General features: G+C 67.1%; 20 protein-coding genes and 1 tRNA gene. 4 read left to right on the forward strand and 17 right to left on the reverse strand.

Annotated elements, in window-relative coordinates:
• Positions 1-17: 17 nt before the first annotated feature.
• From ispG to M2351_RS43430, 5 genes are all read right to left on the reverse strand, one after another.
• Positions 18-1,160 carry a flavodoxin-dependent (E)-4-hydroxy-3-methylbut-2-enyl-diphosphate synthase gene (gene ispG, locus M2351_RS43410; protein ID WP_264662153.1) on the reverse strand — a complete coding sequence of 381 codons (1,143 nt, stop codon included), beginning with the start codon at positions 1,158-1,160 and terminating at the stop codon, positions 18-20.
• Between the two features lie 159 nt (positions 1,161-1,319).
• Complete coding sequence (locus tag M2351_RS43415; protein WP_264662154.1) at positions 1,320-2,705, reverse strand: helix-turn-helix domain-containing protein; 1,386 nt, start codon at positions 2,703-2,705, stop codon at positions 1,320-1,322.
• A 243-nt stretch (positions 2,706-2,948) separates the two neighbouring features.
• Entirely contained in the window at positions 2,949-5,246 is a 2,298-nt protein-coding gene (gene ptsP / locus M2351_RS43420) for a phosphoenolpyruvate--protein phosphotransferase (RefSeq protein WP_264662155.1), read from the reverse strand.
• A gap of 1 nt (position 5,247) precedes the next feature.
• Positions 5,248-6,390, reverse strand: coding sequence for an NAD(P)H-dependent flavin oxidoreductase (locus tag M2351_RS43425; RefSeq protein WP_264662156.1), 1,143 nt, complete (start codon positions 6,388-6,390; stop codon positions 5,248-5,250).
• Between the two features lie 41 nt (positions 6,391-6,431).
• Positions 6,432-7,667, reverse strand: a complete 1,236-nt coding sequence (locus tag M2351_RS43430; protein WP_264662157.1) for an aspartate kinase — start codon at positions 7,665-7,667, stop codon at positions 6,432-6,434.
• Positions 7,668-7,821: 154 nt separating this feature from the next.
• Here M2351_RS43430 and ubiG point away from each other — a divergent pair, with 154 nt between their 5' ends.
• A complete protein-coding gene (gene ubiG / locus M2351_RS43435) occupies positions 7,822-8,574 on the forward strand; it encodes a bifunctional 2-polyprenyl-6-hydroxyphenol methylase/3-demethylubiquinol 3-O-methyltransferase UbiG (RefSeq protein WP_264662158.1) in 753 nt (250 codons plus the stop codon).
• A gap of 254 nt (positions 8,575-8,828) precedes the next feature.
• Here ubiG and ptsN read toward each other — a convergent pair whose 3' ends face one another.
• The 9 genes from ptsN to M2351_RS43480 form a co-directional block, all read right to left on the reverse strand.
• On the reverse strand, positions 8,829-9,287 hold the full coding sequence (ptsN, locus tag M2351_RS43440) for a PTS IIA-like nitrogen regulatory protein PtsN (RefSeq protein WP_209765453.1): 459 nt from the start codon (positions 9,285-9,287) through the stop codon (positions 8,829-8,831).
• Positions 9,288-9,321: 34 nt separating this feature from the next.
• Positions 9,322-9,921 carry a ribosome hibernation-promoting factor, HPF/YfiA family gene (gene hpf / locus M2351_RS43445; protein ID WP_264662159.1) on the reverse strand — a complete coding sequence of 200 codons (600 nt, stop codon included), beginning with the start codon at positions 9,919-9,921 and terminating at the stop codon, positions 9,322-9,324.
• A 123-nt stretch (positions 9,922-10,044) separates the two neighbouring features.
• On the reverse strand, positions 10,045-11,625 hold the full coding sequence (gene rpoN / locus M2351_RS43450) for an RNA polymerase factor sigma-54 (RefSeq protein WP_264662160.1): 1,581 nt from the start codon (positions 11,623-11,625) through the stop codon (positions 10,045-10,047).
• Between the two features lie 16 nt (positions 11,626-11,641).
• Positions 11,642-12,451, reverse strand: coding sequence for an LPS export ABC transporter ATP-binding protein (gene lptB, locus M2351_RS43455; protein WP_264662449.1), 810 nt, complete (start codon positions 12,449-12,451; stop codon positions 11,642-11,644).
• A 67-nt stretch (positions 12,452-12,518) separates the two neighbouring features.
• Positions 12,519-13,421 carry an LptA/OstA family protein gene (locus M2351_RS43460; protein WP_264662161.1) on the reverse strand — a complete coding sequence of 301 codons (903 nt, stop codon included), beginning with the start codon at positions 13,419-13,421 and terminating at the stop codon, positions 12,519-12,521.
• Positions 13,418-14,158 (reverse strand): LPS export ABC transporter periplasmic protein LptC, encoded by a 741-nt coding sequence (lptC, locus tag M2351_RS43465; protein WP_264662162.1) that lies wholly within the window; start codon positions 14,156-14,158, stop codon positions 13,418-13,420. The genes M2351_RS43460 and lptC overlap by 4 nt, the downstream gene beginning before the upstream one ends.
• 85 nt (positions 14,159-14,243) lie before the next feature.
• A complete protein-coding gene (locus M2351_RS43470) occupies positions 14,244-15,158 on the reverse strand; it encodes a KpsF/GutQ family sugar-phosphate isomerase (RefSeq protein ID WP_264662450.1) in 915 nt (304 codons plus the stop codon).
• Positions 15,159-15,466: 308 nt separating this feature from the next.
• Positions 15,467-16,093, reverse strand: coding sequence for a ribonuclease D (locus tag M2351_RS43475; protein ID WP_264662163.1), 627 nt, complete (start codon positions 16,091-16,093; stop codon positions 15,467-15,469).
• A gap of 125 nt (positions 16,094-16,218) precedes the next feature.
• Positions 16,219-16,305: transfer RNA gene (locus M2351_RS43480), tRNA-Leu, on the reverse strand.
• Between the two features lie 252 nt (positions 16,306-16,557).
• Here M2351_RS43480 and M2351_RS43485 point away from each other — a divergent pair.
• Entirely contained in the window at positions 16,558-17,556 is a 999-nt protein-coding gene (locus M2351_RS43485) for a complex I NDUFA9 subunit family protein (protein WP_264662164.1), read from the forward strand.
• Between the two features lie 200 nt (positions 17,557-17,756).
• Here M2351_RS43485 and M2351_RS43490 read toward each other — a convergent pair whose 3' ends face one another.
• Entirely contained in the window at positions 17,757-18,218 is a 462-nt protein-coding gene (locus tag M2351_RS43490; RefSeq protein WP_264662165.1) for a hypothetical protein, read from the reverse strand.
• Between the two features lie 411 nt (positions 18,219-18,629).
• Between M2351_RS43490 and M2351_RS43495 the strand changes: the two genes are divergently transcribed.
• The gene (locus M2351_RS43495; RefSeq protein ID WP_264662166.1) at positions 18,630-19,790 is read left to right on the forward strand and encodes an MFS transporter; all 1,161 of its coding nucleotides are present in this window, start codon (positions 18,630-18,632) and stop codon (positions 19,788-19,790) included.
• Positions 19,791-19,815: 25 nt separating this feature from the next.
• Here the strand turns inward: M2351_RS43495 and M2351_RS43500 are convergent, their stop codons facing one another.
• Both M2351_RS43500 and M2351_RS43505 read right to left on the reverse strand, forming a co-directional pair.
• Positions 19,816-20,238 carry a hypothetical protein gene (locus M2351_RS43500; protein ID WP_264662167.1) on the reverse strand — a complete coding sequence of 141 codons (423 nt, stop codon included), beginning with the start codon at positions 20,236-20,238 and terminating at the stop codon, positions 19,816-19,818.
• A gap of 344 nt (positions 20,239-20,582) precedes the next feature.
• The gene (locus M2351_RS43505) at positions 20,583-21,383 is read right to left on the reverse strand and encodes an undecaprenyl-diphosphate phosphatase (RefSeq protein WP_264662168.1); all 801 of its coding nucleotides are present in this window, start codon (positions 21,381-21,383) and stop codon (positions 20,583-20,585) included.
• Positions 21,384-21,751: 368 nt separating this feature from the next.
• Between M2351_RS43505 and M2351_RS43510 the strand changes: the two genes are divergently transcribed.
• Positions 21,752-23,200, forward strand: coding sequence for an NAD(P)-dependent oxidoreductase (locus M2351_RS43510; protein WP_264662169.1), 1,449 nt, complete (start codon positions 21,752-21,754; stop codon positions 23,198-23,200).
• Positions 23,201-23,312: the final 112 nt, after the last annotated feature.

The raw sequence follows: 23,312 nt of genomic DNA on the forward strand, positions 1-23,312 counted from the left end.
CGTCCGTGGAAAGGCGGTCACTCCGCCGCCGGAGCGTTCTCGACGGCCGCTTCCGCCGCTTTGGCCGCCTCGATCTCCGCCGCCTTCTTCTCGACGAGGCCGACGAGGTGCTCGACGATGTCCTGGTCCTTCAGGCGGTGGTCGGTCACGCCGGACAGGTAGACCTGGTGGGTGTTGTTGCCGCCGCCGGTCAGGCCGATGTCGGTCTCCCGCGCCTCGCCGGGGCCGTTCACGACGCAGCCGATGACCGACAGGGTCAGCGGCGTGGTGATGTGCGCCAGCCGGGCCTCCAGCAATTCCACCGTCTTGATGACGTTGAAGTTCTGGCGCGCGCAGCTGGGGCAGGAGATGACCGTGACGCCGCGCCGGCGCAGGCCCAGCGACTTCAGCATCTCGTAGCCGACCTGCACCTCCTCCGTCGGGTCGGCCGACAGCGACACGCGCATGGTGTCGCCGATGCCCGACCACAGCAGCATGCCGAGCCCGATGGACGACTTCACCGTGCCGGCGCGCAGGCCGCCGGCCTCCGTGATGCCGATGTGCAGCGGGTAGTCGCAGGCCTCCGCCAGCCCCTGGTAGGCGGCGACGGCGAGGAACACGTCGGAGGCCTTCACCGAGATCTTGAACTCGGTGAAGTCGTGGTCCTCCAGGATCTTGGCGTGGTTCAGCGCGCTTTCGACCAGCGCTTCCGGGCAGGGCTCGCCATACTTCTCCAGCAGGTCCTGCTCCAGGGAGCCGGCGTTGACGCCGATGCGCATGGAACAGCCGTAGTCCTTGGCCGCCTTCACCACCTCGCGCACCCGCTCGGCCGACCCGATGTTGCCCGGATTGATGCGCAGGCAGGCCGCACCGCTCTGCGCCGCCTCGATGGCGCGCTTGTAGTGGAAATGGATGTCGGCGACGATCGGCACGTTGACCTGGGGCACGATCTGCTTCAGGGCCAGCGCCGATTCCTGGTCGGGACAGGACACGCGCACGATGTCGGCGCCCACGCGCTCCGCCGCCAGGATCTGCTCCACCGTCGCCTTCACGTCGGCGGTGGGGGTGTTCGTCATGGTCTGCACCGAGATCGGCGCGTCGCCGCCGACGAGCACGTTGCCCACCCGGATCTGGCGGGACTTGCGGCGGAGGATCTGGCGGTAGGGACGCACGCTGCTCATGGGATTCAGCCTCGGGGCTTCGAACGGAGGGACCGGTCGCGAAGGCGCCGTCCACGCCCTTATAGCGCAGCCGGCGTCACGCCTGAAGTGCGGTCGAAGCCCGTGGATTCAAGTCTGCCATCCGTCCGAACCCACTGGCCGGATCGTGTTCAGGCGAGCTTAGCGGGCATTGCTCGTACGCGGGGCCGCTCCGCCCTGGTCCAGAGCCACATCGCGCAGCACTTGGCCGACGGCGCCCAGCGGCGCGCCGTCCACCCCGTCCGTGACCATGGTCAGGCCGCCGGCGTTGCCGGTGCGGACGCGGATGCCGGCCCGGTCGGGCACGCGGTAGACGTCGCCGGGCTTCAGCACGCGGGTGAAGATGATCTCGCCGTTGCCATCGCGGACCTGGATCCAGCTGTCCTGCGTGGCGCGGAGCTGGATGCGCGAGGTCGGATTCTGGCTGCCGTAGACCTTGGACGGCAGGCCCGCCGTGTCGGTCGCGGCGCGTGCCGGAGCCGGCGGCGGGGCGGGCGGCAGACCGGCGATGGTCGGGGCGCCGGGCGACAGCGGAGTCGGCTCCTGCGCGGTCACCTCGCCCTCCTCGTCTTCGGACGGCGGCGGAGGCACGCTGACCATGCCGGCGGGCGCCGGCGGGGCCGCCGCGGGTGCTGTCGGAGCGGCGGCCGGGGGAACGGCCGCGACAACGGACGGCTTCACCCCTGGCGTCGGGGCCGGAACGACGGTGGTCGGTGACGGCGCAGCCGTCGGAGCCGGCGGCGGCGGAGCCGCGGGGGCCGAGGCGGCAGGCGACGGCGTCGTGGCGGGTGCGGCGGCCACCTTGGCAGGAGCGGGAGCGGGGACGGGAGCCGGGGTCGGCTGAGCGGCGGGCGCCGCAGGGGTCGGCGCCACCACGGCGGCGGCCGGACCGGTGGGAGTCGGAGTCGGCGTGGAGGCGCCGCCGGCAGACGGCGTCGCCGTGGGCGCTTCCGCCGTCATGTTCGGGACCGGCGGAGCCGTGTCCGCGGGCGCCGGCGCCTGGGCGTTGCCTTGCACGTTGTTCAGGGGCGAGGTGTCGAGCAGCGACACCAGCCGGTCCGGCAGGGTCGGCACCAAATCCACCATCGACCGGTCGGTGGCCGACAGGTAGTACCAGCCGCCGTAGACGATGCCGGCCAGCACCATGGTGCCGAGCAGGACGGTGCCGCCGGGGATGCGTCCTTCGGGAACGGGCGTCGGGAAATAGAGCTGCTGGCTGCGCGTCTTGCCGGCGGCCTCGTCCTTGTACCGGGTGATGATCGCCTCGGGGTCGAGCCCCAGGCATTCTGCGTAGGACCGCAGGAATCCGGCCGCGTAGGCAGCGCCCGGAAGCTCGTCGAACCGGCCGGACTCGATGGCCTGCAGGTAGGGGTAGCGAATGCGCAGCATCGTCGCGACCTCCCGCAGGTCGTAGCCGAGGCTCTCGCGCGTTTCGCGCAGCGTGTCCGACACACTGGGCCCGGCCGGCAGGACGCCGAACTGGGACGCGGGGTCGAGGGTGTCGAGAACCTTGCGCTTGCCCATCATGTCAGCCGTACCGTCGCTCCGGAAACCAAGGCGGTCGTCCCCTCGCATGGGTACGCCAGCCCCCGTGGCCGCGCAACCGCGAATGACCGCAACGCTGCGACGTTGTATACGCCAATCGGCCGAGCCGCTGTAACAAAACGTCGCTTCTACAAACGATTAAGGGGCACGTGTGTCCGGAGCAACAGGGCAGTCCCTTGCGCTCAAATCGGGGGGCTCAAATCGGGGGTGCTCGCTCGGGAGTGCTCAGATCAGGACGCCATGGTCCTTGGCGAAGCTGCGCAGCTTGTCGCGCAGGCTGTGGTCGCCCTTCTGGTAGAGCCCGGCCATGTACTGGCGCAACGCTGCCACGTCGAGCGAACGGAGCATTGTCTTGACCGGCCCGACCGAGGGTGGCGACATGGACAGGCTGCGGAAGCCGATGCCGAGCAGGGCCATGGCGTCGAGCGGCCGCCCGGCCATCTCGCCGCAGATGCTGACCGGAACGCCGGCGTCGTTGCAAGCCTCCACCAGACGCCGCAGCAGGCAGAGCATGGCCGGGGCGAGCGGGTCGTATCGGCTCGCCGTGCGCGGGTTGCCGCGATCGCTGGCGAAGATGTACTGGGTCAGGTCGTTGGAGCCGACCGACAGGAAATCCACGCGCGCCAGCAAGGCCGGCAGCTGCCACAGCAGCGACGGCACCTCGATCATCGTGCCGACGCGCAGGCGGCTCGGCGGTTCCACGCCCTGCTGCTCCAGCCGCTTCAGCTCCAGATCGAGCAGGCGCTTGGCGGCGTCGAACTCGGCCACCTCGGCGATCATCGGGAACATGACCGACAGCGGCCGGCCGGCCGCCGCCCTCAACAGCGAGCGGAGTTGCTGGCGCAGCAGCGACGGGTGGTCGAGCCCGATTCGGATCGCCCGCCAACCGAGCGCCGGGTTCTCCTCCTCGCCCGACGCGATGTAGGGCAGCATCTTGTCGCCGCCGACGTCCAGCGTGCGGAAGACCACCGGCTTGTCGCCGGCCTCGTCCAGGATGCGGGCGTAAAGGTCGGTCTGCGCCTTCACGTCGGGGTAGGAGGACCGGACCATGAAGGGGATTTCGGTGCGGTAGAGGCCGATGCCCTCCGCCCCGCTGGCCTTCAGGTGCGGCAGGTCGATCAGCAGGCCGCAGTTCAGCTGGATGGAGATCGGCACGCCGTCGCGCGTCACCGAGGGCAGCGCGCGGATTTCCGCGTAGATCTGCTCCTTGCGCGTGCGGAGCGCGACGCTCTCAGCGAAGGCCATCTGGATGTCTTCGGCCGGGCGCACGAACACCTGGCCGTGGTCGCCGTCCACGATGACCGGATCCAGCGACTCGATCCGGTTCAGCGCGTCGTTGGCCTGCACCACCGGAATGTTCAGCGCGCGCGCCACGATGCAGACGTGGCTGGACGGCGACCCATCTTCCAGCACCACGGCGCGCAGGCGGCGCTGGTCGTAGTCCAGCAGCTCCGCCGGTCCCATGGATCGGGCAACCAGCACGATATCGTCCGGCAAGGTACCGCCGTCGGCCTCCGACTTGCGGCCGGCCAGATGCTGGAGCAGCCGGTTGGTCAGGTCTTCCAGGTCGAGCAGCCGTTCGCGGATGTAGGGATCCGTCAGGTGGCTCATGCGGGCGCGGGTGTCGTTCTGCACCTGCTGCACCGCGGCCTCCGCCGTCAGGCCCATGCGGATCGCCTCGCGGATGCGCGAAAGCCAGCCGCGGTCCTCCGCGAACATGCGGTAGGTTTCCAGGATGTCCTTGGGCTCGCCCAGCCCAGCCAGCGCCGCCGCGGCCAACAGATCGTCGATGGCGCTGTGCATGGTGGCGATGGCGGCGTTCAGCCGCACCAGCTCGCTCTCCGCGTCCTCGGCGACCATCTGGCGGATGGTCAGCTGCGGCCGGTGGATGACCGCCAGCCCCATGGACAGGCCGCCAGCCAGCGACGTGCCGGACAGGCGCGCCGGCAGAAGCGCCGGGTCGCCGGTGGAGGAGACCTCCTGCGGATTGACCAGCTCGCCCTGGGCCACCAGCTCGGCGACAACCATGGCGATGGTCTGCAGGGTTTCGACCTCCTCCTCCGTGTAGCGGCGACGGTCCTTGTGCTGGATGACCAGGACGCCGCGCACCTTGCCGCCACGCAGGATCGGCACGCCGGCCAGCGACAGGAAGGGGTCCTCGCCCGTTTCCGGGCGGTAGGCGAAGCTGGGGTGCGACGGCGCGTTGTCCAGCGCGATGGGCCGCGCGTGGCCGGCGATGTCGCCGACGATGCCCTCGCCCACGCGCAGGCGCGTGTTGTGCACTGCCGTCTGGTTCAGGCCGTAGGTGGAGAACAGCTCCAGCACCTCGCCCGCACGCATGACGTAGGCGGAGCAGACGTCCGCCCCCATCTCCACGGCGATCAGCGAGACGATCTTGTCGAGCCGTTCCTGGCCCGAACCGGAGCCCGCCATGACGTCGCGCAGGCGCGCGAGCAACCGGCGCGAGGCTGCCCCGTCGAAACCGGGCCCGCTTGCCGGGGCTTCACCCACGGTGTCGGTCATCTCAGGCCGCCCCGAGCACGGCCGGCCCCAGTTCGACGGGCCCTGGATCAACCGGCTGCCCGATCGCGGCAGGGCCGCCGAACCGCCGCGCCAGCGACGATTCAGCCTGGGCGACCAGATCCTCGATGATCTCCGCCACCGGCTGTTCGCGGGTGACGAGGCCGACGCTCTGGCCGGCCATCAGGGAGCCCGTCTCGATGTCGCCGTCGATCACCGCGCGGCGCAGCGCGCCGGCCCAGAAATGTTCGATCTCCAGCAGCCCCTCGTCGCGCGACGTCTCGCCGCGGTCCACCCGGCCGATGACCTCGCGCTGCAGCTCCATGAAACGCTTGGAGCCCGCGTTGGCCAGCGCGCGCACCGGGATGACCGGAAAACGCGGATCGATCTGCACCGACGCCTGCGCGTCGCGGGCCGACGCCCGGATGAAGGTCTGTTTGAAGCGCGGGTGCGCGATGGATTCCGTGGCGCAGACGAAACGCGTGCCGATCTGCACGCCGGCCGCACCCAGTTCCAGGTAGGCCACGATGGCCTCGCCGCGGCCGATTCCGCCGGCCACAAAGACCGGGACGTCGCGCAGGTCGGGCAGGATCTCCTGCGCCAGCACGGTGGTGGACACCGGGCCGATGTGGCCGCCGGCCTCCGTGCCTTCGATCACCAGCGCATCGGCGCCCAGCTTCACCATACGTCGGCCGCTGACCAGCGTCGGGGCGAAGGCCATGACCTTGGCGCCGCCGTCCTTGATCCGCTTGATGGTCGCGCCGGAGGGGAAGCCGCCGGCGATCACCACGTGGCTCACCCCCTGCTCCCGGCAGACGTCGATCAACTGGTCGAGTTGCGGGTGCATGTTGATGAGGTTCACGCCGAACGGCTTGGCGGTCAGCGCCTTAGTGCCGGCGATCTCTTCGGCCAGCATCTCCGGCGGCATCGACCCGCAGGCGACAACGCCGAATCCGCCGGCGTTGGAGATGGCGGACACGAGGTGGCGCTCCGACACCCAGCTCATGGCACCACCCATGATGGCGGTGCGCGTGCCGAGGAAATCGCGCCCCCGCGCCCACAGCTGCTCGAGCCGCGCCCGCGCCGCCCCGTCGGCCCGCCCGTCTGAGCGCCCGTCGGAACGGATGTCGGACCTGGCGTCGGTCATGCCCGCCTCTCCCTTTTTCCTGCCGACGTCTTCTGCCGACGTCAGGCCGCGTCCAGACCGTAGGCCGTGTGCAGCGCGCGCAGCGCCAGCTCCGCATACTCCTCGGCGATCAGGACCGAAATCTTGATCTCGGAGGTGGAGATGACCTGGATGTTGATGCCCTTGTCGGCCAGCGCCTTGAACATGCGCTGGGCCACGCCGGTGTGGCTGCGCATGCCGACGCCGATCACCGACACTTTCACCACGTTGGCGTCGGACGCCAGGCGGCGGTAGTTCAACTCGGTCTTGGCGTCCTCCAGCACCTTCACGGCGCGGGCGATGTCAGCCTTGCCGACGGTGAAGGTCATGTCGGTGGACGTGCCGTCCTCGGACACGTTCTGCACGATCATGTCCACGTTGATGGCAGCGTCGGTCAGCGGCCCGAAGATGTTGGCCGCCACGCCCGGACGGTCGGCGACGCCGATGAGGGTAATCTTCGCCTCGTCGCGGCTGTAGGCGATGCCGCTCACAACTTCCTTTTCCACGATCTCGTCCTCGTCCACAACCAGGGTACCGGGAAGCGCGCTGCCCGCGGCCTCCTCGAAGCTCGACAGAACCTGCACGCGCACGCGGTGGTTCATCGCCATCTCGACCGAGCGGGTCTGCAGGACCTTGGCGCCCTGCGACGCCAGCTCAAGCATCTCCTCGTAGGTGATCTTGGAGAGCTTGCGGGCCTTGGTGACGATGCGCGGGTCGGTGGTGTAGACGCCGTCCACGTCGGTGTAGATGTCGCAGCGATCAGCCTTCAGCGCCGCGGCCAGCGCCACCGCCGAGGTGTCGGAACCGCCGCGGCCCAGCGTGGTGATGCGGCCGCTTTCGGTCACGCCCTGGAAGCCAGCGACAACGGCGACCTCGCCGGTCTCCATGCGCTTGTCGATCTCGGTCGTGTCGATCGACACGATGCGGGCCTTGCCGTGCGTCTCGTCGCTGTAGATCGGGATCTGCCAGCCGAGCCAGGAGCGCGCCGGGATGCCGCGCGACTGCAGCGCAATGGCGAGGAGACCGGAGGTCACCTGCTCGCCCGAAGCGACGATGGCGTCGTACTCGCGCGCGTCGTGCAGCTTGTCGATGTCGTTGCAGTATTTGACGAGCTGGTTGGTCACGCCGGACATCGCCGACACGACGACGGCCACCTGATGGCCCGCCTTCACTTCCTGCTCGACCTTGCGGGCCACGTTCTTGATGCGGTCGATGTCGCCGACCGACGTGCCACCGAACTTGAGGACGATCCGCGCCATACCTCACACCATATCTGTGCCGAAAAAACCGGCCGTCCGCGCGCCCCCGCTCTACCGTTGCCGGCGCGGGGCGGCGTATCCATACTCTGTCGTTCACAGCGAGGCAAGTTCGCCCCGCAATTGTTATCGCAAACCAGCATACGGGATTTCATTCATGACCGCGACTGCCGGAACCGCAGGCACTGTTGATCCAGCGGACGTCGCCCGCTTTTCCGCCATCGCCGCGGAATGGTGGGACCCGACCGGCAAGTTCCGGCCGCTGCACCGTCTCAACCCGCTGCGCCTGACCTACATCCGCGACACCGTCTGCCGGCGGCTCGGCCGCGACCCGCTGGCGCCCGAACCGTTGAAGGGCATCCGCGTCGTGGACATCGGCTGCGGCGGTGGCCTGCTGGCGGAGCCCATCGCCCGCATGGGCGCCACGGTGGTCGGCGTCGACGCGTCGGAGAAGAACGTGAGGACCGCCGCCACCCACGCGTCGGAGACCGGCACCGCCGTCGACTATCGCGCCACCACGGCGGAGGCGCTGGCCGCCTCCGGCGAGCGCTTCGACGTGGTGCTGGCGATGGAGGTGATCGAGCATGTCGCGGATGTCGACCTGTTCGTGAAGTCCTGCGCCGACCTGCTGTCGCCCGGCGGCGTGCTGTTCCTCGCCACCCTGAACCGCACGCCGAAGTCCTTCGCGCTGGCCATCGTGGGGGCGGAGTACATCCTGCGCTGGATGCCGCGCGGCACTCACAACTGGCGTCAGTTCCTGCGCCCGAGCGAGCTTGCCGCCGCTGTACGCGCGCACGGGCTGGGCATCAAGGACCTGACCGGGGTGACGTACAGCCCACTGTCCGACGAGTTCCGCCTGAACCCGCGCGACCTCGACGTGAACTACATGGCCTGGGCCGAACACATTTGACGAGACCGTAGACCGTAGGTTGGGTGGAGCGAAGCGCAACCCAACAGACCCATCATCGCCAACGGTGTTGGGTTCCGCGTACGCTCCACCCAACCCACCCAGGCCTCATGGCGCGTACAACTCGGCCACCCGCTCGGCGGCGAGGTAGTCCTCGGGCGTGATCCACGGCTTTCGGATCGCGTTCGGCATGGAGAGAGTATAGCGCGCCGGGGGGTGCAAAGGAAACGGGAGGGCTCCCGCCCTCCCGTTCTGATTCACACGGCGTGGCTTGCTTCGTGCTGGGTCAGGAGCGCGTAGATCGCGTCCGCCGAGTCGGAGCCGCGCAGCTTTTCACACATGGACTGGTCGCGCAGCAGGCGCGACACACGGGCCAGCGCCTTCAAATGGTCGGCGCCGGCATGGTCCGGAGCCAACAGCAGGAAAATCAGATCGACCGGCTGCTCATCGATCGCGTCGAAGTCGATGGGCCGCTCCAGCCGGGCGAAGACGCCATGGACACGGTCGAGGTTGGACAGCTTGCCGTGGGGGATGGCGATGCCATGCCCCACGCCGGTGGTGCCCAACCGCTCGCGTTCCAGCAGGACGTCGAAGATCGCCCGTTCGTGCTGGCCGGTCAGCTCGGCCGCCTTGCGCGCCATGTCCTGCAGGGCCTGCTTCTTGCTGCCGGCCTTGAGGCTGGGGAGGATGGCGTGCGGCGTGATGAGATCGAGCATGACTGTTGCGGTGTGGTTGCGACGGAGCCCGGGATCAGGCGCCGGCCTTCTCCGCCGGGTCGACCCAGCCGATGTTGCCATCGGCACGACGGTAGACCAGGTTCAGACGGCCATGCGCACTGTTGTTGAACAGCAGAGCCGGGGAGTCGGCCAACTCCATGCGCATCACCGCCTCGCTGACCGTCAGGGTCGCGATGGAGGTCTGCATCTCGGCGATGACCATGGGCTGGACCTTTTCGGCCGCTGCCTCGTCGCCGTCGACCTGGGCCTCGTCCTTTTCCGCTTCCAGGATCTGGTAGCGGGCCGGCACGGCCTCCTGCTGCGCGGCGGCGTCGACGGTGTGGTGGTCGCGCAGGCGGCTCTTGTACCGGCGCAGGCGCTTGGACAGCTTCTCGCAGGCCGTGTCGAACGCCGGATACGGCTCGGTCGCTTCCGACGCGCTCTGCAGCACGATGCCACGACCGACATGGACCTGGATGTCGGCCTTGAACAGGTGCGCGTCGCGCGTGAGGACGACGTTCGCCTCGATCGGCTTGTTGAAATACTTGCCGACGACGGAGTTCAGGCTATCCGCGACGTGGGTGCGCAGGGCATCGCCAACGTCAAGCTGCTTGCCTTTGACGGTCAGTTGCATTTTGGGTGGTTTCCAAATTGGTCCGCGAGGGACAGAAGACGACGGCACGCCGCCACATGCGGACCGGGACCATAGTGGCCAAGCCCTAGGCTGTCAACGAACGACGCCCTTGTTCGGACCCGTTTACATGCGTGACATCTTGGCACGGCGGCGCTGCACCGATGACGGAATTCGCATCGCTTCACGATACTTCGCGACGGTCCGTCGCGCAATGTCGATCCCTTCACCCCTAAGGATCTCGACAATTTTGTCGTCGGACAGCACGTCCTCCGCTTTCTCCGCGTCGATCATGGTCTTGATGCGGTGCCGAACCGCTTCTGCGGAATGAGCGGCCTGCCCGTCGGCACCCTGGATGGCAGAGGTGAAGAAGTATTTCAGCTCGAACACGCCCCGCGAGGTCGCCATGAACTTGTTGGTGGTGACGCGGCTGACCGTGCTCTCGTGCATGCCGATCGCCTCCGCGATGTCGCGAAGGATCAGAGGCTTAAGATGAGAGACACCATGAATGAAGAAGGCGTCCTGTTGTCGGATGATTTCGCTGGCCACCTTCAAGATAGTGGTGGCGCGCTGGTGCAGCGACTTCACCAGCCAGTTCGCGGACTGGAAACGCTCGGTGATGTACTCCTTGTCGGCCTTGTTGCGGGCCGTTCCGGAAATGCGCGCGAAGTAGCGGTGGTTGACCAGCACCCGCGGCAAAGTGTCCGGGTTCAGGTCGATCAGCCAGCCGCCGCCGGGGTTGGCGCGCATCAGGATGTCCGGCGTGACGAGCTGCGCCGGCGTGTGGTCGAAGCAGAGCGCCGGCTTGGGGTTCAGCTTGCGGATCTCGGCGACCATGTCAGCGATGTCCTCGGCGTCCACGCCGCAGACCTTCATCAGCGCCGGCAGGTTGCGCGCGGCCAGAAGCTCCAGATTGTCGAGCAGGGCCTCCATGGCCGGATCGAACCGGTTCTTCTCGCGCAGCTGGATGGCCAGGCATTCCTTCAGGGAGCGCGCAAAGATGCCCGGCGGATCGAAGCGCTGGCAGGCGGCCAGCACCCGTTCCACCCGCTCCGGCCCGCAGCCGAGCTGCCCGGCGAGCGCCTCAATCTCCAGGCCGATGATCCAGCCCGACTCGTCGAGCATGTCGATCAGCGCAAGGCCGATCAGCTGGTCGCCGTGATCCGGCAGGTCGATCTTCAGCTGCTCGATCAGGTGATCGCGCAGACTGACCTGTCCGGACAGCGTCGCTTCGAGGTTGCTGTCGTCGTCGTCGAAACCGCCGCGCCCGCCGCGCTCCTGCCAGGAGCCGTAGACGTCGCTCGACCCGTCGGTTCCGTCGGAAAAGCGGTCGTCGGCGTAGACGTTCTCAAAATCGGTGTCGAGCGGAGCGTCGGAGGAGGAGCCCATCGTCTCCGACGAGGTCATCTCCACCGTGTCGCGGGTCCGTCCCTCGAAGGACGGCGGCGGCGCCTCGTCCGGACCGGACAGGTCGGCCATGCCCGGCTCGGCCGCGCCATTGGCACCGCCGTCGCCGCCGGCGGAATCGCCCCCGGAATCCCCGGGGCCGCCGTCGCGTTCCAGGAGGGGATTCTGCTCGATCTCCCGATCCACGAAATCCGACAACTCGATGTTCGACAGCTGCAGCAGCTTGATCGCCTGCTGCAACTGCGGGGTCATCACCAGGGACTGGGTTTGGCGTAGATCGAGTCGTTGGCTGAGCGCCATGGGCAGGGAGACCAGGCTAGAGGCTGAACCGGTCGCCGAGGTAGACGCGCCGCACATCCTGGTGCGCGACGATCTCCGACGGCTCTCCCTCCATTAGTACCACACCATCGTGCAAGATGTATGCCCGATCGACGAGGTCCAGCGTTTCGCGCACGTTGTGGTCCGTGATCAGCACCCCGATGCCGCGGTCGCGCAGGTGGCTGACCAGTTCGCGGATGTCGTTCACGGCGATCGGGTCGATGCCGGCCAGCGGTTCGTCCAGCAGGATGAAATGCGGCTGCGAGGCCAGCGCGCGGGCGATCTCCACGCGGCGCCGCTCGCCGCCCGACAGGGCCAGCGCCGGCGCGCGCCGCAGATGGGTGATGGAGAATTCGGCCAGAAGCTCGTCCAGCATCGCCTCGCGGGCGTCGCGGTTTGTCTCCACGACCTCCAGCACGGCGCGGATGTTGTTCTCCACCGACATGCCGCGGAAGATCGACGCCTCCTGCGGCAGGTAGCCGATGCCGAGCCGCGCGCGGCGGTACATGGGCAGCGCCGTGATGTCCTGCCCGTCAAGCAGGATGGTGCCCGAGTCGGCCGCGATCAGGCCGGTGATCATGTAGAAGCAGGTGGTCTTGCCGGCGCCGTTGGGGCCCAGCAGGCCGACAGCCTCGCCCCGCTGCACCGTCACGGTCACGTCGCGGACAACGGGGCGCTTCTTGTAGGACTTGCCCAAATGCAGGGCGACGAGCCCCTCGGACGGCAGGCTGGCAGCCAGCGCGGATCCGGCCGCCGGATCCGGCGTCGCGGCCCGGTGTTCGTCAAGGTCCCGGTCTTCGATATCCATGGTCATCGTGTTGGGGTCATCGTGTTGTCTGCCGGGAGTGGGCCGCCGGCCGGTCTGGTGGAAGCCGTCAGGGCTTGGAGGATTTGGCCGGCTTGCCACCCGGCTTGCCGGAGGCCGGCGCGCCGGGGCTGCCGGGCTCCTGTCCGGGAACCAGCAGACCCATCACCCGCCCGCCGGTGGCGGGACCGGCGATGACCCGGTTGACCTTGGTCTTGGTGTTCATCTCCGCGGCTTCGCCATTCAGCTGGTTGTCGTTGCGCGTGATCTTGACGTTGCCGAGAAGCACCGCCGTCTCGTCCGCGACCGAATAGACCAGCTTGTCCGACAGAGCGACGTCGGTGCTCGTCGTGACGACCACGTTGCCGGACCCGTCGATCCGCTCCATTTGGGTGGAACCGTCCGGCATCTTCTTGAACTGGCCGATCAGCACGTCGGCGCGCAGCCGGTCGCCGTTGGACTGGCGCACCGCCAGCGCGTCGCCGCGCGCCACCGCCATGTCCTTGGCCTCGTAATATTCCAGCGTGTCGCGGGCGGTGACCACGTCGGTGCGCGTGACCAGCTTCAGGTTGTTGCCGGTCACCACCGCGACCTGTTTGTCCACGTCGTAGACGCCGCGCTCGCCGAACACCGTCTGCGACGGACTGACGATGCGCACGTTGCCCTCGGCGACCAGCTGGAACACCTCGTTGCCCTTGCCGGGGACCTCGCGGTAATAGGCGGTCAGCACGTCGGCATAGACGGTGCTGTCGTTGCGCTTGGCCGAGGCGTTGCCGCGCGCGACGTAGGCGCGGATGTCCTGGTGCCATTCGATCGCCTGGTCGGCGTTGACCTCGACCGGGTTGGGCCCGCCGCCCAGGCCGGGAAGTCCCTGCGCCAGGGCCGGGGCCGGCGAAAGCGCCAGCAGGCCGACCAGCGCGAGGGCGGCAGCGGCATTGCTCGCAAACTTGGCCGCGAACGTGGATGCACTCACCGCTTCTTTCCTCCCCCCGGGCGCTCGGCGGCCTGGACGTCGGCCTTGGATTGATTCAGGAAGACCATCGTCTTGCCGCGGTCGGACAGGCGGAAGCCTTCGGCGTTGATCACGCCCTGCGGCCCCTGGCCGACCACATGGACGTCGCCCCAGGCCGTGCCCTTGCGGACGTCGGAGTCGGCCTCTTCCGTGGTGAACTCGTTGCCGTCGTCGCGCAGCACGTGGACGTTGCCGCGCATCTTCAGGATGCCGGTGTTCTGGTCGTACCAGCCCTTGTCGGACCGGATGTTGACCCAGGCCCCGTCCTTCTGGGTCATTTCCATTTCCGGCTTGTCCAGCACCACAATGTCCGGCTGGTCGGCCAGCTTGTCCGCTTTCACCGCGATCAGGGAGAAGGGCTGGTTCTGCTCGTCCTTGCTCAGATAGCGCGGCTTGATCATCTCCGTCTGGCCCTTGTCGGCCGCGATCTTCGGAGTCGGCAGCTCGGTCAGCGACGGCCAGGCCGCGATCAGCGCCAGCACCGCGAGCGCCACGGCCGGCAGCACGAACTTCATTCCGGTGACAAAACGGCTGTACAGCCGGCTGACTGGCCGGATGACCCGACGGCGGTGGGCGCGCCCGCCCGATGGATCGGCGCGCAGCGCAACGAGCGGATCCCCGTCGGCGGAACCCGGTCCACCGATCCGGTGCCGGCCATCCGCACGCAGGTCGCCCGCGCGTAGGTCGTCCCCGCTCATCGGTCCGCTTTCCTTCGGGCCTCGCTCACCATGGCGACGTTCGATCAAGCCGCTGTCCATCAGGCCACCTTCCACCGGCCGCCGCTCACGCCGCCCCGGCACGCAGGCAGTCGTGGATGTGCACGACGCCAAGCGGCCGGTCAGCCTCGATCACGAACAGGCTGGTGATCTGTTTCTCGTTCATCTCCCGCAGGGCTTCCACGACCAGCGCCTTTGGACGGATCGTCTTCGGCCGGGGCGACAGGATGCTGTCCGCCCGCTCCGCAAGCAATTCGGGCTTCAGATGGCGGCGCAAGTCGCCGTCGGTGATGACGCCGACCAGCACACCCTCGTCGTCCAGCACGCCGACGCAGCCGAGCCGCTTGGCCGTCATCTCCAGGATCACGTCCGACAGCGGGGTGTGCAGGCGGCACAGGGGCATGTCGTCGCCCTTGTGCATGACGTCGGTGACCTTCAGCAGCGCCCGGCCCAGTTGGCCGCCGGGATGCAGCTCCTTGAAGTCGGACGCGGTAAAGCCACGACGCTCCAACAGCGCCACGGCCAGGGCGTCACCCAGGGCCAGCATCATGGTGGTCGAGGTGGTGGGGGCGAGGCCAAGCGGACAGGCTTCCGGCGCCGACGGCAGGACCAGCGCCACGTCCGACTGCTCCGCAAGCGAGGAACCGGCGCGGCGGGTGACGCCGATCAGCGGGATGGCGAAGCGCCGGGTGTAGGCGATGACGTCCGACAGCTCGTGGGTTTCGCCGGAGTTGGACAGCGCGATCACCGCATCTTCGCGCGCGATCATTCCGAGGTCGCCGTGGCTGGCCTCGCCCGGATGGACGAAGAAGGCCGGCGTGCCGGTGGAGGCCAGGGTCGCCGCGATCTTCCGCGCGACATGGCCGGACTTGCCCATGCCCGTCACCACGACGCGGCCGGCGATTCCGCCCAGCGTGTCGAGCGCGCGGGTGAAGGCGCCGTCCAGGCTGGCGGCCAGCGCCGTCAGCGCGTTGGCCTCCATGCGCAGGACGCGCACGGCGCTGGCGATGTCGCGGTCGGGCACGGCCGTGGCGAGCGTCTCGTCCTGCTCCCCGGCGGCCGGGCAATCGATCAGGCTGGTCAAGGCGAAGCTGCCTCTTCAGTTGTGCCAACGGGCGGCGGCGCGCCGCGGGCAATCACAGGTACACCGGCGAACCCGGGGTTGGGCATATGCCCCGACGGGCGGATCCCCGCCCCGGCAGTATGCCCACCAATGCGCCACCGGTCAAATCAACGCCCGGATGGACAAGCCTATTCCAGCGCGATCGGCAATCAGTGCGCCAAAATGGCTCAGTGCGCCAAAATGTCCGGCTGGTCCCAGCCGCCAAGGTCGAGGGCGCCGCGCGCCGGCAGGAAATCGAAGCAGGCCTTGGCCAAGTGCGTCCGCCCTTCGCGGGCCAGCATGACGTCCAGCTTGTCCTTCAGGTCGTGCAGGTGCAGCACGTCGGACGCGGCGTACTTCATCTGCTCCGGCGTCAGTTCGTCCGCACCCCAGTCCGAGGACTGCTGCTGCTTGGACAGCTCCACGCCCAGCAGGTCCTTCACCAGATCCTTCAGGCCGTGCTTGTCGGTGAAGGTGCGCACCAGCTTGGACGCGACCTTCGTGCAGTAGACCGGCTGGCAGACGATGCCGAGGTAGGCCTGCATGATCGCGACGTCGAAGCGGGCGAAGTGGAACAGCTTGGTAACCTGCGGGTCGGTCAGCAGCCGCTTCAAATTCGGCGCGTCGTAGCGCCCCTTGCGGAACTGGACGAGATGCACCGTGCCGTCGCCGGGCGACAGCTGGACCAGGCAGAGCCGGTCGCGGTGGGGATTCAGCCCCATGGTTTCGGTGTCGATCGCGACGGCGCCGTCGCGGGCCATGGCTTTCAGGTCGAGGCCGTCCGGCAGGTCGCCGTCATGAAGATCGATGGGCATCGGGTGGCTTCCCGCGTTGGAGGACGGCCCCCGGCCATGGACCCTAGAAACGACGAACGCCGCTCTGCTTCCTTCCCGTCCCCTGCAAGGGGAGGTCCGTAGCATGCGGCGCAGCCGGGTAGATTTGGTGCCCAGGAGAAGACTCGAACTTCCACGACATTTCTGCCACAGGTACCTGAAACCTGCGCGTCTACCAATTCCGCCACCTGGGCTCGGTGTGGGCCGCTTATGTAGCCGGACGGCGGATCTCCGTCAACAGCTTTTTTTCACTTTTTGCGCGGAGGTCGGGGCCACCCTCCTCCTTCCGTCCGCTTCGCCGTGTTTTGGGCTGGAAGCCGCGCGGCAGGCCTAGCCTCGCCGGGGAGTTTTCTCTATAAGCATCCTCCGATCCGCCGGCCGCGCCCTGGCTCGGCCGCTGTCGGATCGCAGCATATTGCGGGCCCAAACGGCACGGGAGAAGGTCGATGTCCTATCGCTATGAAGTGGTCACGGTGTTCGGCGGTTCGGGCTTCATCGGCCGCCATCTGATCCGCCGCCTCGCCAAGTCGGGCGCCATCGTGCGCGTCGTGTCGCGCCATCCGAACCAGGCGAACTTCCTGAAGACGGCCGGCTCGGTCGGGCAGATCGTGCCGATGGCCGCCGACGTCACCGACGACCAGTCGGTCGCGCGCGCCATCCAGGGCAGCGACACGGTCATTAACCTGATCGGCGCGCTCTACGAGACGGCCCCCTGGAGCTTCCAGACCGTCCATGTCGACGCCCCGACGCGCATCGCCCGCATCGCGGCGGCCAACGGCGTGCGCAAGCTGGTCCATGTTTCGGCCATCGGCGCCGGCGGCCGTTCCGCCTCCGCCTACGCGCGGTCGAAGGCGGCCGGCGAGCAGGCGGTGCTGCAGGCCTTCCCCAGTGCGACGATCATCCGCCCCAGCATCGTCTTCGGGCCGGAGGACGCCTTCTTCAACAAGTTCGCGTCGATGGCGCAGATCGCTCCGGCCCTGCCGCTGATCGGCGGCAACACGAAGTTCCAGCCGGTCTATGTCGGCGACCTCGCCGACGCCATCACCGCCGCCGTCCACCAGGACAGCGCGGCCGGCAAGACCTTCGAGCTGGGCGGCCCGCGCGTCTACACCTTCCGGGAACTGATGGAGCTGATGCTCCACGAGATCCGCCGCAAGCACCGCCTGCTGGTGCCGGTGCCCTTCAACATCGCGGAAAAGCTGGGCGCCTTCTTCGAGAAGATCCCGCTGATCGCCCCGCTGCTGACCCGCGATCAGGTGGAGCTTCTGAAGACGGACAACGTGGCCTCGCCGTCCGCACCCGGCTTCAAGGAACTGGGAATGACCGAGCTGGCGAGCTGCGAGGTGATCCTGCCGACCTATCTGTCGCGGTTCATCGTCGGTGGCCGCAACTCCACGCTGACCCGCGACGTGGGCAAGTTCAACAAGTACCCGAGCGCGCGCTGACGCGGACGGTACCATCGCGGCAGGCGTATGAAAGCGAAAAGCCCCGGCGGAACGGCCGGGGCTTTTACGTGAGCAGGCGAATTTTACAGAACATAGACACCGTTGTGTTTGTTCATCGGTCCAGACCGAGGTCGGCCCATCACAAGCCCCTCATCAATAGACCATGAATTCCGGATGTTTGGTGTCCGGATGGCGCCAAGTCAGCCCCAAGCCGCCACCGTGCGAAAATAGACACGGGCGGCAATCTCACCGACCAGACACCCTATCAACAGATAGAGAAGCAGAGTCTTAAACGCTGCGGTCGTCAGGACTTGCTCGCGGAGCATCTTCAAAAAGCGTTCCCCCCAATCTGTTTCTTTAAGGACCCTGTCAACAGTGCTTCCCCGTGAGGTGACGAACAGAAGCACAAAGAGAGTGCTCAATGCCGCGAAGCCATAGACGATCCGCGCACCAATCTGAACCAGCGATTGGGTGTTTGCAGCTTCCTCTGCTCGATACTCCAGGTAGGGGATTGCGATGATCTCGGCAGTGGTAGCACCAGCAATTCCAATGCCGAGGGCGTAAATTGCAAGAGAAAACAGCAACATCCTCAGACTACCACTCCAACGTATGCAATACTCCATGTCAATCACTCCTGTATACGAATGACCGATGACAGGCATTTCCGCCTTCGTTGCCTACTTTGCCACACATCTTTCAATGTTCAACCTTGGATATGCAGATCCCAGTATGCATTTTCATTGGATATTCTGCGCCGAGACAAATTGGTATCTTTAGAAACAACTCCATTCTGTTTGTATCTCCCTGAAAACGCGGGAAAATTCCCTCCGCGCGCGGCGTTTTCCCTGAACACCGGAGCGCTCAATCGAATTCATCTCGTACAATTTGTCGCAGCACCTCGCGGGCATCGGGCGCAGCGGATGCTTCGGTGCATGAGCTTCGGCGCATAATCGTCCAGGCACCGGACAAGAAACCGCCGGTCGGCCATGGCAAGCCTTGAATTCCAACGGCCCAGCCCGCACCTAGCCGTCATCCCGTGCCCTCCCCGGGAAGTGGCAAGTGACTGAAACAGCGTGGGTTTTCCGATGCAGGATCTGGCGGCGCGCGCCCCGGCGGCCCGATGGGCGACCATCGTGGCGTTTTTTCTGAATGGCACCGTCTTCGGGGGGTGGGCGACGCAAATTCCCGTGATCAAGGCCCATCTGGACCTGAGCCCGGCCGTGGTCGGGCTGGCCCTGCTCTGCTTGGCCGCCGGCGCCCTGACGGCGATGATCGGGACCGGCGCCCTGCTCGGGCGGGTGGGGAGCGCGCCAGCGGTGCGGGTGACCGCCCTACTCTTCGCGCTGCTGCTGCCCCTGCCGGCGCTGATGCCGAACCTCGCCGCCCTGTGCGCCGTGTTGTTCCTGTTCGGCGCGGCCGGCGGGACAATGGACGTCGCCATGAACGCGCACGGCGCGTTGGTCGAGCGGCACCTGGGCCGGCCGATCATGTCGTCCCTGCACGGCATGTGGAGCCTGGGCGGCCTGTTCGGCGCAGCGGCCGGCGGCTTGCTCCTGCAAATGATCCCGCCCACGGCGGCTTGCGCGGTGATCGCCGGCGCGCTGATCGCGCTGTTCCTGGCGCTGCAGGGCCGCTTCCTGCCGGGCAAGGCCGATGGCGGCGCGGAATCGGGCGGCCTTGCCTTGCCGAGCCGCGGCACCCTCCTGCTTGGCGCGCTGACCTTCCTGGCCTTCCTGAGCGAGGGCGCCATCCTGGACTGGAGCGCCATCTATCTGCGCGAGGATCTGGGCGGGGCGACCACCGTCGCCGGCCTGGGCTTCGCGGTGTTCTCCGGCGCCATGGCCGCCGGTCGCTTCTGCGGGGATGCGCTTCGCCAGCGCGTCGGCGGGACGACCCTGGTGCGGTCGGGGGCGATGCTCGCCTTCGCCGGCCTGGCCGTGGCGCTTCTGGGGGGCGGACCGGTCGTGGCGGTGGTTGGCTTCGGCCTGACCGGCCTCGGCCTGTCGAACATCGTGCCCGTGCTGTTCAGCGCGGCGGGGTCCGGAGACGAGGGCACCGCCGCGTCGTCCATTGCGGCGGTGGCAACCCTGGGCTATGCCGGCGTGCTGACCGGCCCGGCCCTGCTCGGCTTCGTAGCGGAGGCCAGCACGGTGGGCTTTTCCTTCGCCCTTGTCGCCGCGCTGGCCTTGGTGATCGCGCTGGCCTCCACACGTGCCGTACCGCGGCGCGCGTGATGCGAGGCCGAGCGCCCTTGGCCGGCTAGAAAAGCGCCAGGATGCCGAGGACGAACCTGACGATCCTTCCAACGCCGATCAAAGCCAGGAGCAAAGCGACCAAAATGATGTTGAACACGACATCCATGGCCTTTTTGCGAATATGTTGAAAGAAATCGTCCAGGAAGTTCTTAGCTGATAAATTGGCCAGAGCGCTAGCGATCCCGCCACGCCTTAGAAACGCCCAAATCGCCGCAAGAGATGCAAATAACAGTACAATAATTTGGTGTATCGCTACACCCATGCTCGTTATAATCTCATTCAGGAATGCGATGAACTGTCTGGAGCCGACATACGCATCGAGAAGCTCTTCCGTCGCACCAGCAAACGCGACACAAGGGGCCGTGATGAAGATTATAGCAGCAATCCAAATGCCACACACACTGGCATGCTCCTGTACTCTATTCATCTCCACTGCTCCTTGTCTGTCAATTTGTTGGTACGCGCACTACCTCCTGTTTTCCTGAGTCGAATGTAACGCAGTCATGGGCGCATTCAACATATCGGCATAGTCCGATTGTCTTGCGTTTCCTTTGCCACACCAATGATCTGCCTTGTTTCATAGGCTGAAAGCGGTGCGCTACAGCCTTGAGCAGCCAAGGCAAATTGGTATCGCTCACCGCGGGATGCGGTGCTTCGGGTCGGCAGGCAGTGACGGAATGTCGCATGCCATGGGGCGTTGCGGGCCGCATCAAAACAAAAAAACCCCGGCCAAATGGCCGGGGCTTTGCGTCCGTCAGCGACCTGCAAGCGCTACAAATACAAAAACGCCAGCATGCCTGTGCCAACCGCGATTCGGTACCAGCCGAACGGCGCGAAGCCGTAGCGGCCGACGAAGTCCACCAGCGTCTTCACCACCAGCGCAGCGGCGATGAAGGCGGTGACGAAGCCGACGGCGATCAGCGCGCCGGAATCGAAGGTCATCCCGCTCCAGTTCTTGTAGAGGTCATAGACGGTGGCGCCGGCCATCGTCGGGATCGCCAGGAAGAAGGAGAACTCCGCGGCGGTGCGGCGGTCCACGCCCATCAGCAGGGAGCCGAGAATGGTGGCGCCGGAGCGCGACACGCCCGGAACCAGCGCAAGGCACTGGCAGAGTCCGATCTTCAACGCCAACGGCGCCGGGAATCGCTCGATCTGATGATAGCGCGCGACCGGCACGAACCGTTCGGCGAGCAGGATCCCAACGCCGCCGATGATCAGCGCGAGACTGACGACGGTCGGGTTGAACAGCACGCTCTTGATGATGCCGTGCAAGCCGGCACCCAGAACCATGGCGGGCAGGAAGGCCAGGATGACCGCCATGGCGAAGCGCCGGGCGTCCGGGTTGTCCGGCAGGCCGGTGACGACCTTCCACAGCCGCGCGAAATAGACGGTGCAGATGGCCAGAATGGCGCCGAGCTGGATCACCACCTCGAACACCTTGCCCGGAGGGCCTTGGAAGTCCAACAGCCGGTCGAAAATGATCAGATGCCCGGTCGACGACACCGGAAGGAACTCCGTCAGGCCCTCGATCAGGCCGAGCAGAATCGCGTCGAGATATTGGTCGATGAACATGCGGCACAGGGCCTTCTAAGAGGTGTGCGGGTGGCAATGCCGGCTTATAGCAGCGCCACGCTGCAATGGCGAAGGGACAAGGGGCGGTACCCCGATTAGGGTCATAGGTCCGTTTTAGGACTAATTTTCTTTCCGCTTTTGGCCGCTGTTGGCCGAATGAAAGGGTTCTTCCAGCATCGCGCGACCGTTTGGTCAGCAAACCTGTCTCAACGGCGAAATTATGCTCGCCAGACCTGTTCCTATGCGGTATATGACGTTCCGACCGCATGACCGCGGACAATCGTTCTCACCGCGGCCACGCCACTCCAGGCGCCGGGCCGCCAGCATCGTCCCAAGCACACGGGACGCGCGAAGAAGGAGCAGGCGCTATGGCGAACCAGAGGATGTTGGGCTTCGTGCACACCGCGCAGCGGATGCCCGACAAACGCCCCGCCAGCGAGCGCCGCGAGGACTTCGCCGAGATCTACGCCCGCTTCTCCGACGAGCGCGCCAATGAGCAGGCCAACCGCTGCTCGCAGTGCGGCGTGCCGTTCTGCCAGGTCCACTGCCCGGTTTCGAACAACATCCCGGACTGGCTGAAGCTGACGGCGGAAGGGCGGCTGGAGGAGGCCTACGAGGTTTCTCAGGCGACCAACAACTTCCCGGAAATCTGCGGCCGCATCTGCCCGCAGGACCGCCTGTGCGAGGGCAACTGCGTCATCGAGCAGTCGACCCACGGCGCGGTCACCATCGGCTCGGTCGAGAAGTACATCAACGACACCGCCTGGGATCAGGGCTGGGTCAAGCCGCGCAAGCCGTCGCGGGAGCTGGGCCTGTCGGTCGGCGTCATCGGCGCCGGCCCGGCCGGCCTCGCCGCGGCGGAAGAGCTGCGCGCCAAGGGCTACGAGGTGCACGTCTACGACCGCTACGACCGCATGGGCGGCCTGCTGGTTTACGGCATTCCCGGCTTCAAGCTGGAGAAGAACGTCGTCGAGCGCCGCGTGCAGCTGCTGGCTGACGCCGGCGTGGTCTTCCACCCGAACTTCGAGGTCGGCCGCGACGCCACCCTGCCGGAGTTGCGCCGCCGCCACGTGGCCGTGCTGGTCGCCACCGGCGTCTACAAGGCCCGCGACATCCAGGCGCCGGGCTGCGGCCTCGGCAACATCGTTCCGGCCCTGGAGTACCTGACCACCTCCAACAAGGTGGGCCTGGGCGACACGGTGGAGGCCTACGCCGACGGCTCGCTGAACGCGGCCGGCAAGAAGGTCGTGGTGCTGGGCGGCGGCGACACCGCCATGGACTGCGTCCGCACCGCCATCCGCCAGGGCGCCACCTCGGTGAAGTGCCTGTACCGCCGCGACCGCAAGAACATGCCGGGCTCGCAGCGCGAGGTGGCCCACGCCGAGGAAGAGGGCGTGGAGTTCATCTGGCAGGCCGCGCCCGAGGGCTTCACCGGCGACGGCGTGGTGACCGGCGTGCGCGCCGTGCGCATCCACCTGGGCGTGGCCGACGCCACCGGCCGCCAGACCCCGCAGGTGATCGAGGGGAGCGAGTTCACCGTCGAGGCCGACCTGGTCATCAAGGCTCTGGGCTTCGAGCCGGAGGACCTGCCGTCCATGTTCGCCGAGCCGGAGCTGAAGGTCACCCGCTGGGGCACGCTGCCGATCGACTTCCGCAGCAAGATGACCAACCTGGACGGCGTCTTCGCTGCCGGCGACATCGTGCGCGGCGCCTCGCTGGTCGTGTGGGCCATCCGCGACGGCCGCGACGCGGCGGACGCGATCCACGCCTACGCCCAGGCGACGGCGGAGACACTGGTCGCCCAGGCGGCCGAGTAACCGAAAGTCCGTAGTTCGTAGGTCGGGTGGAGCGCAGCGAAACCCGACGCACGGGGTCCACGACATCCGCAAGAGGCGGACGCGGAGGGGCAGAGCCCCCTCCGGCATTGAA

This window comes from Azospirillum canadense (genome assembly GCF_025961225.1).
Taxonomy (GTDB): Bacteria; Pseudomonadota; Alphaproteobacteria; order Azospirillales; family Azospirillaceae; genus Azospirillum; species Azospirillum canadense.

Excerpts from the sequence above, each read along its gene's own strand:
- ispG (WP_264662153.1), bottom strand. The coding sequence starts at position 1,160 with ATGAGCAGCGTGCGTCCCTACCGCCAGATCCTCCGCCGCAAGTCCCGC.
- M2351_RS43415 (WP_264662154.1), bottom strand. The coding sequence starts at position 2,705 with ATGATGGGCAAGCGCAAGGTTCTCGACACCCTCGACCCCGCGTCCCAG.
- ptsP (WP_264662155.1), bottom strand. The coding sequence starts at position 5,246 with ATGACCGACACCGTGGGTGAAGCCCCGGCAAGCGGGCCCGGTTTCGAC.
- M2351_RS43425 (WP_264662156.1), bottom strand. The coding sequence starts at position 6,390 with ATGACCGACGCCAGGTCCGACATCCGTTCCGACGGGCGCTCAGACGGG.
- M2351_RS43430 (WP_264662157.1), bottom strand. The coding sequence starts at position 7,667 with ATGGCGCGGATCGTCCTCAAGTTCGGTGGCACGTCGGTCGGCGACATC.
- ubiG (WP_264662158.1), top strand. The coding sequence starts at position 7,822 with ATGACCGCGACTGCCGGAACCGCAGGCACTGTTGATCCAGCGGACGTC.
- ptsN (WP_209765453.1), bottom strand. The coding sequence starts at position 9,287 with ATGCTCGATCTCATCACGCCGCACGCCATCCTCCCCAGCCTCAAGGCC.
- hpf (WP_264662159.1), bottom strand. The coding sequence starts at position 9,921 with ATGCAACTGACCGTCAAAGGCAAGCAGCTTGACGTTGGCGATGCCCTG.
- rpoN (WP_264662160.1), bottom strand. The coding sequence starts at position 11,625 with ATGGCGCTCAGCCAACGACTCGATCTACGCCAAACCCAGTCCCTGGTG.
- lptB (WP_264662449.1), bottom strand. The coding sequence starts at position 12,451 with ATGGATATCGAAGACCGGGACCTTGACGAACACCGGGCCGCGACGCCG.
- lptC (WP_264662162.1), bottom strand. The coding sequence starts at position 14,158 with ATGAGCGGGGACGACCTACGCGCGGGCGACCTGCGTGCGGATGGCCGG.
- M2351_RS43470 (WP_264662450.1), bottom strand. The coding sequence starts at position 15,158 with ATGGAGGCCAACGCGCTGACGGCGCTGGCCGCCAGCCTGGACGGCGCC.
- M2351_RS43475 (WP_264662163.1), bottom strand. The coding sequence starts at position 16,093 with ATGCCCATCGATCTTCATGACGGCGACCTGCCGGACGGCCTCGACCTG.
- M2351_RS43485 (WP_264662164.1), top strand. The coding sequence starts at position 16,558 with ATGTCCTATCGCTATGAAGTGGTCACGGTGTTCGGCGGTTCGGGCTTC.
- M2351_RS43490 (WP_264662165.1), bottom strand. The coding sequence starts at position 18,218 with ATGCCTGTCATCGGTCATTCGTATACAGGAGTGATTGACATGGAGTAT.
- M2351_RS43500 (WP_264662167.1), bottom strand. The coding sequence starts at position 20,238 with ATGAATAGAGTACAGGAGCATGCCAGTGTGTGTGGCATTTGGATTGCT.
- M2351_RS43505 (WP_264662168.1), bottom strand. The coding sequence starts at position 21,383 with ATGTTCATCGACCAATATCTCGACGCGATTCTGCTCGGCCTGATCGAG.
- M2351_RS43510 (WP_264662169.1), top strand. The coding sequence starts at position 21,752 with ATGGCGAACCAGAGGATGTTGGGCTTCGTGCACACCGCGCAGCGGATG.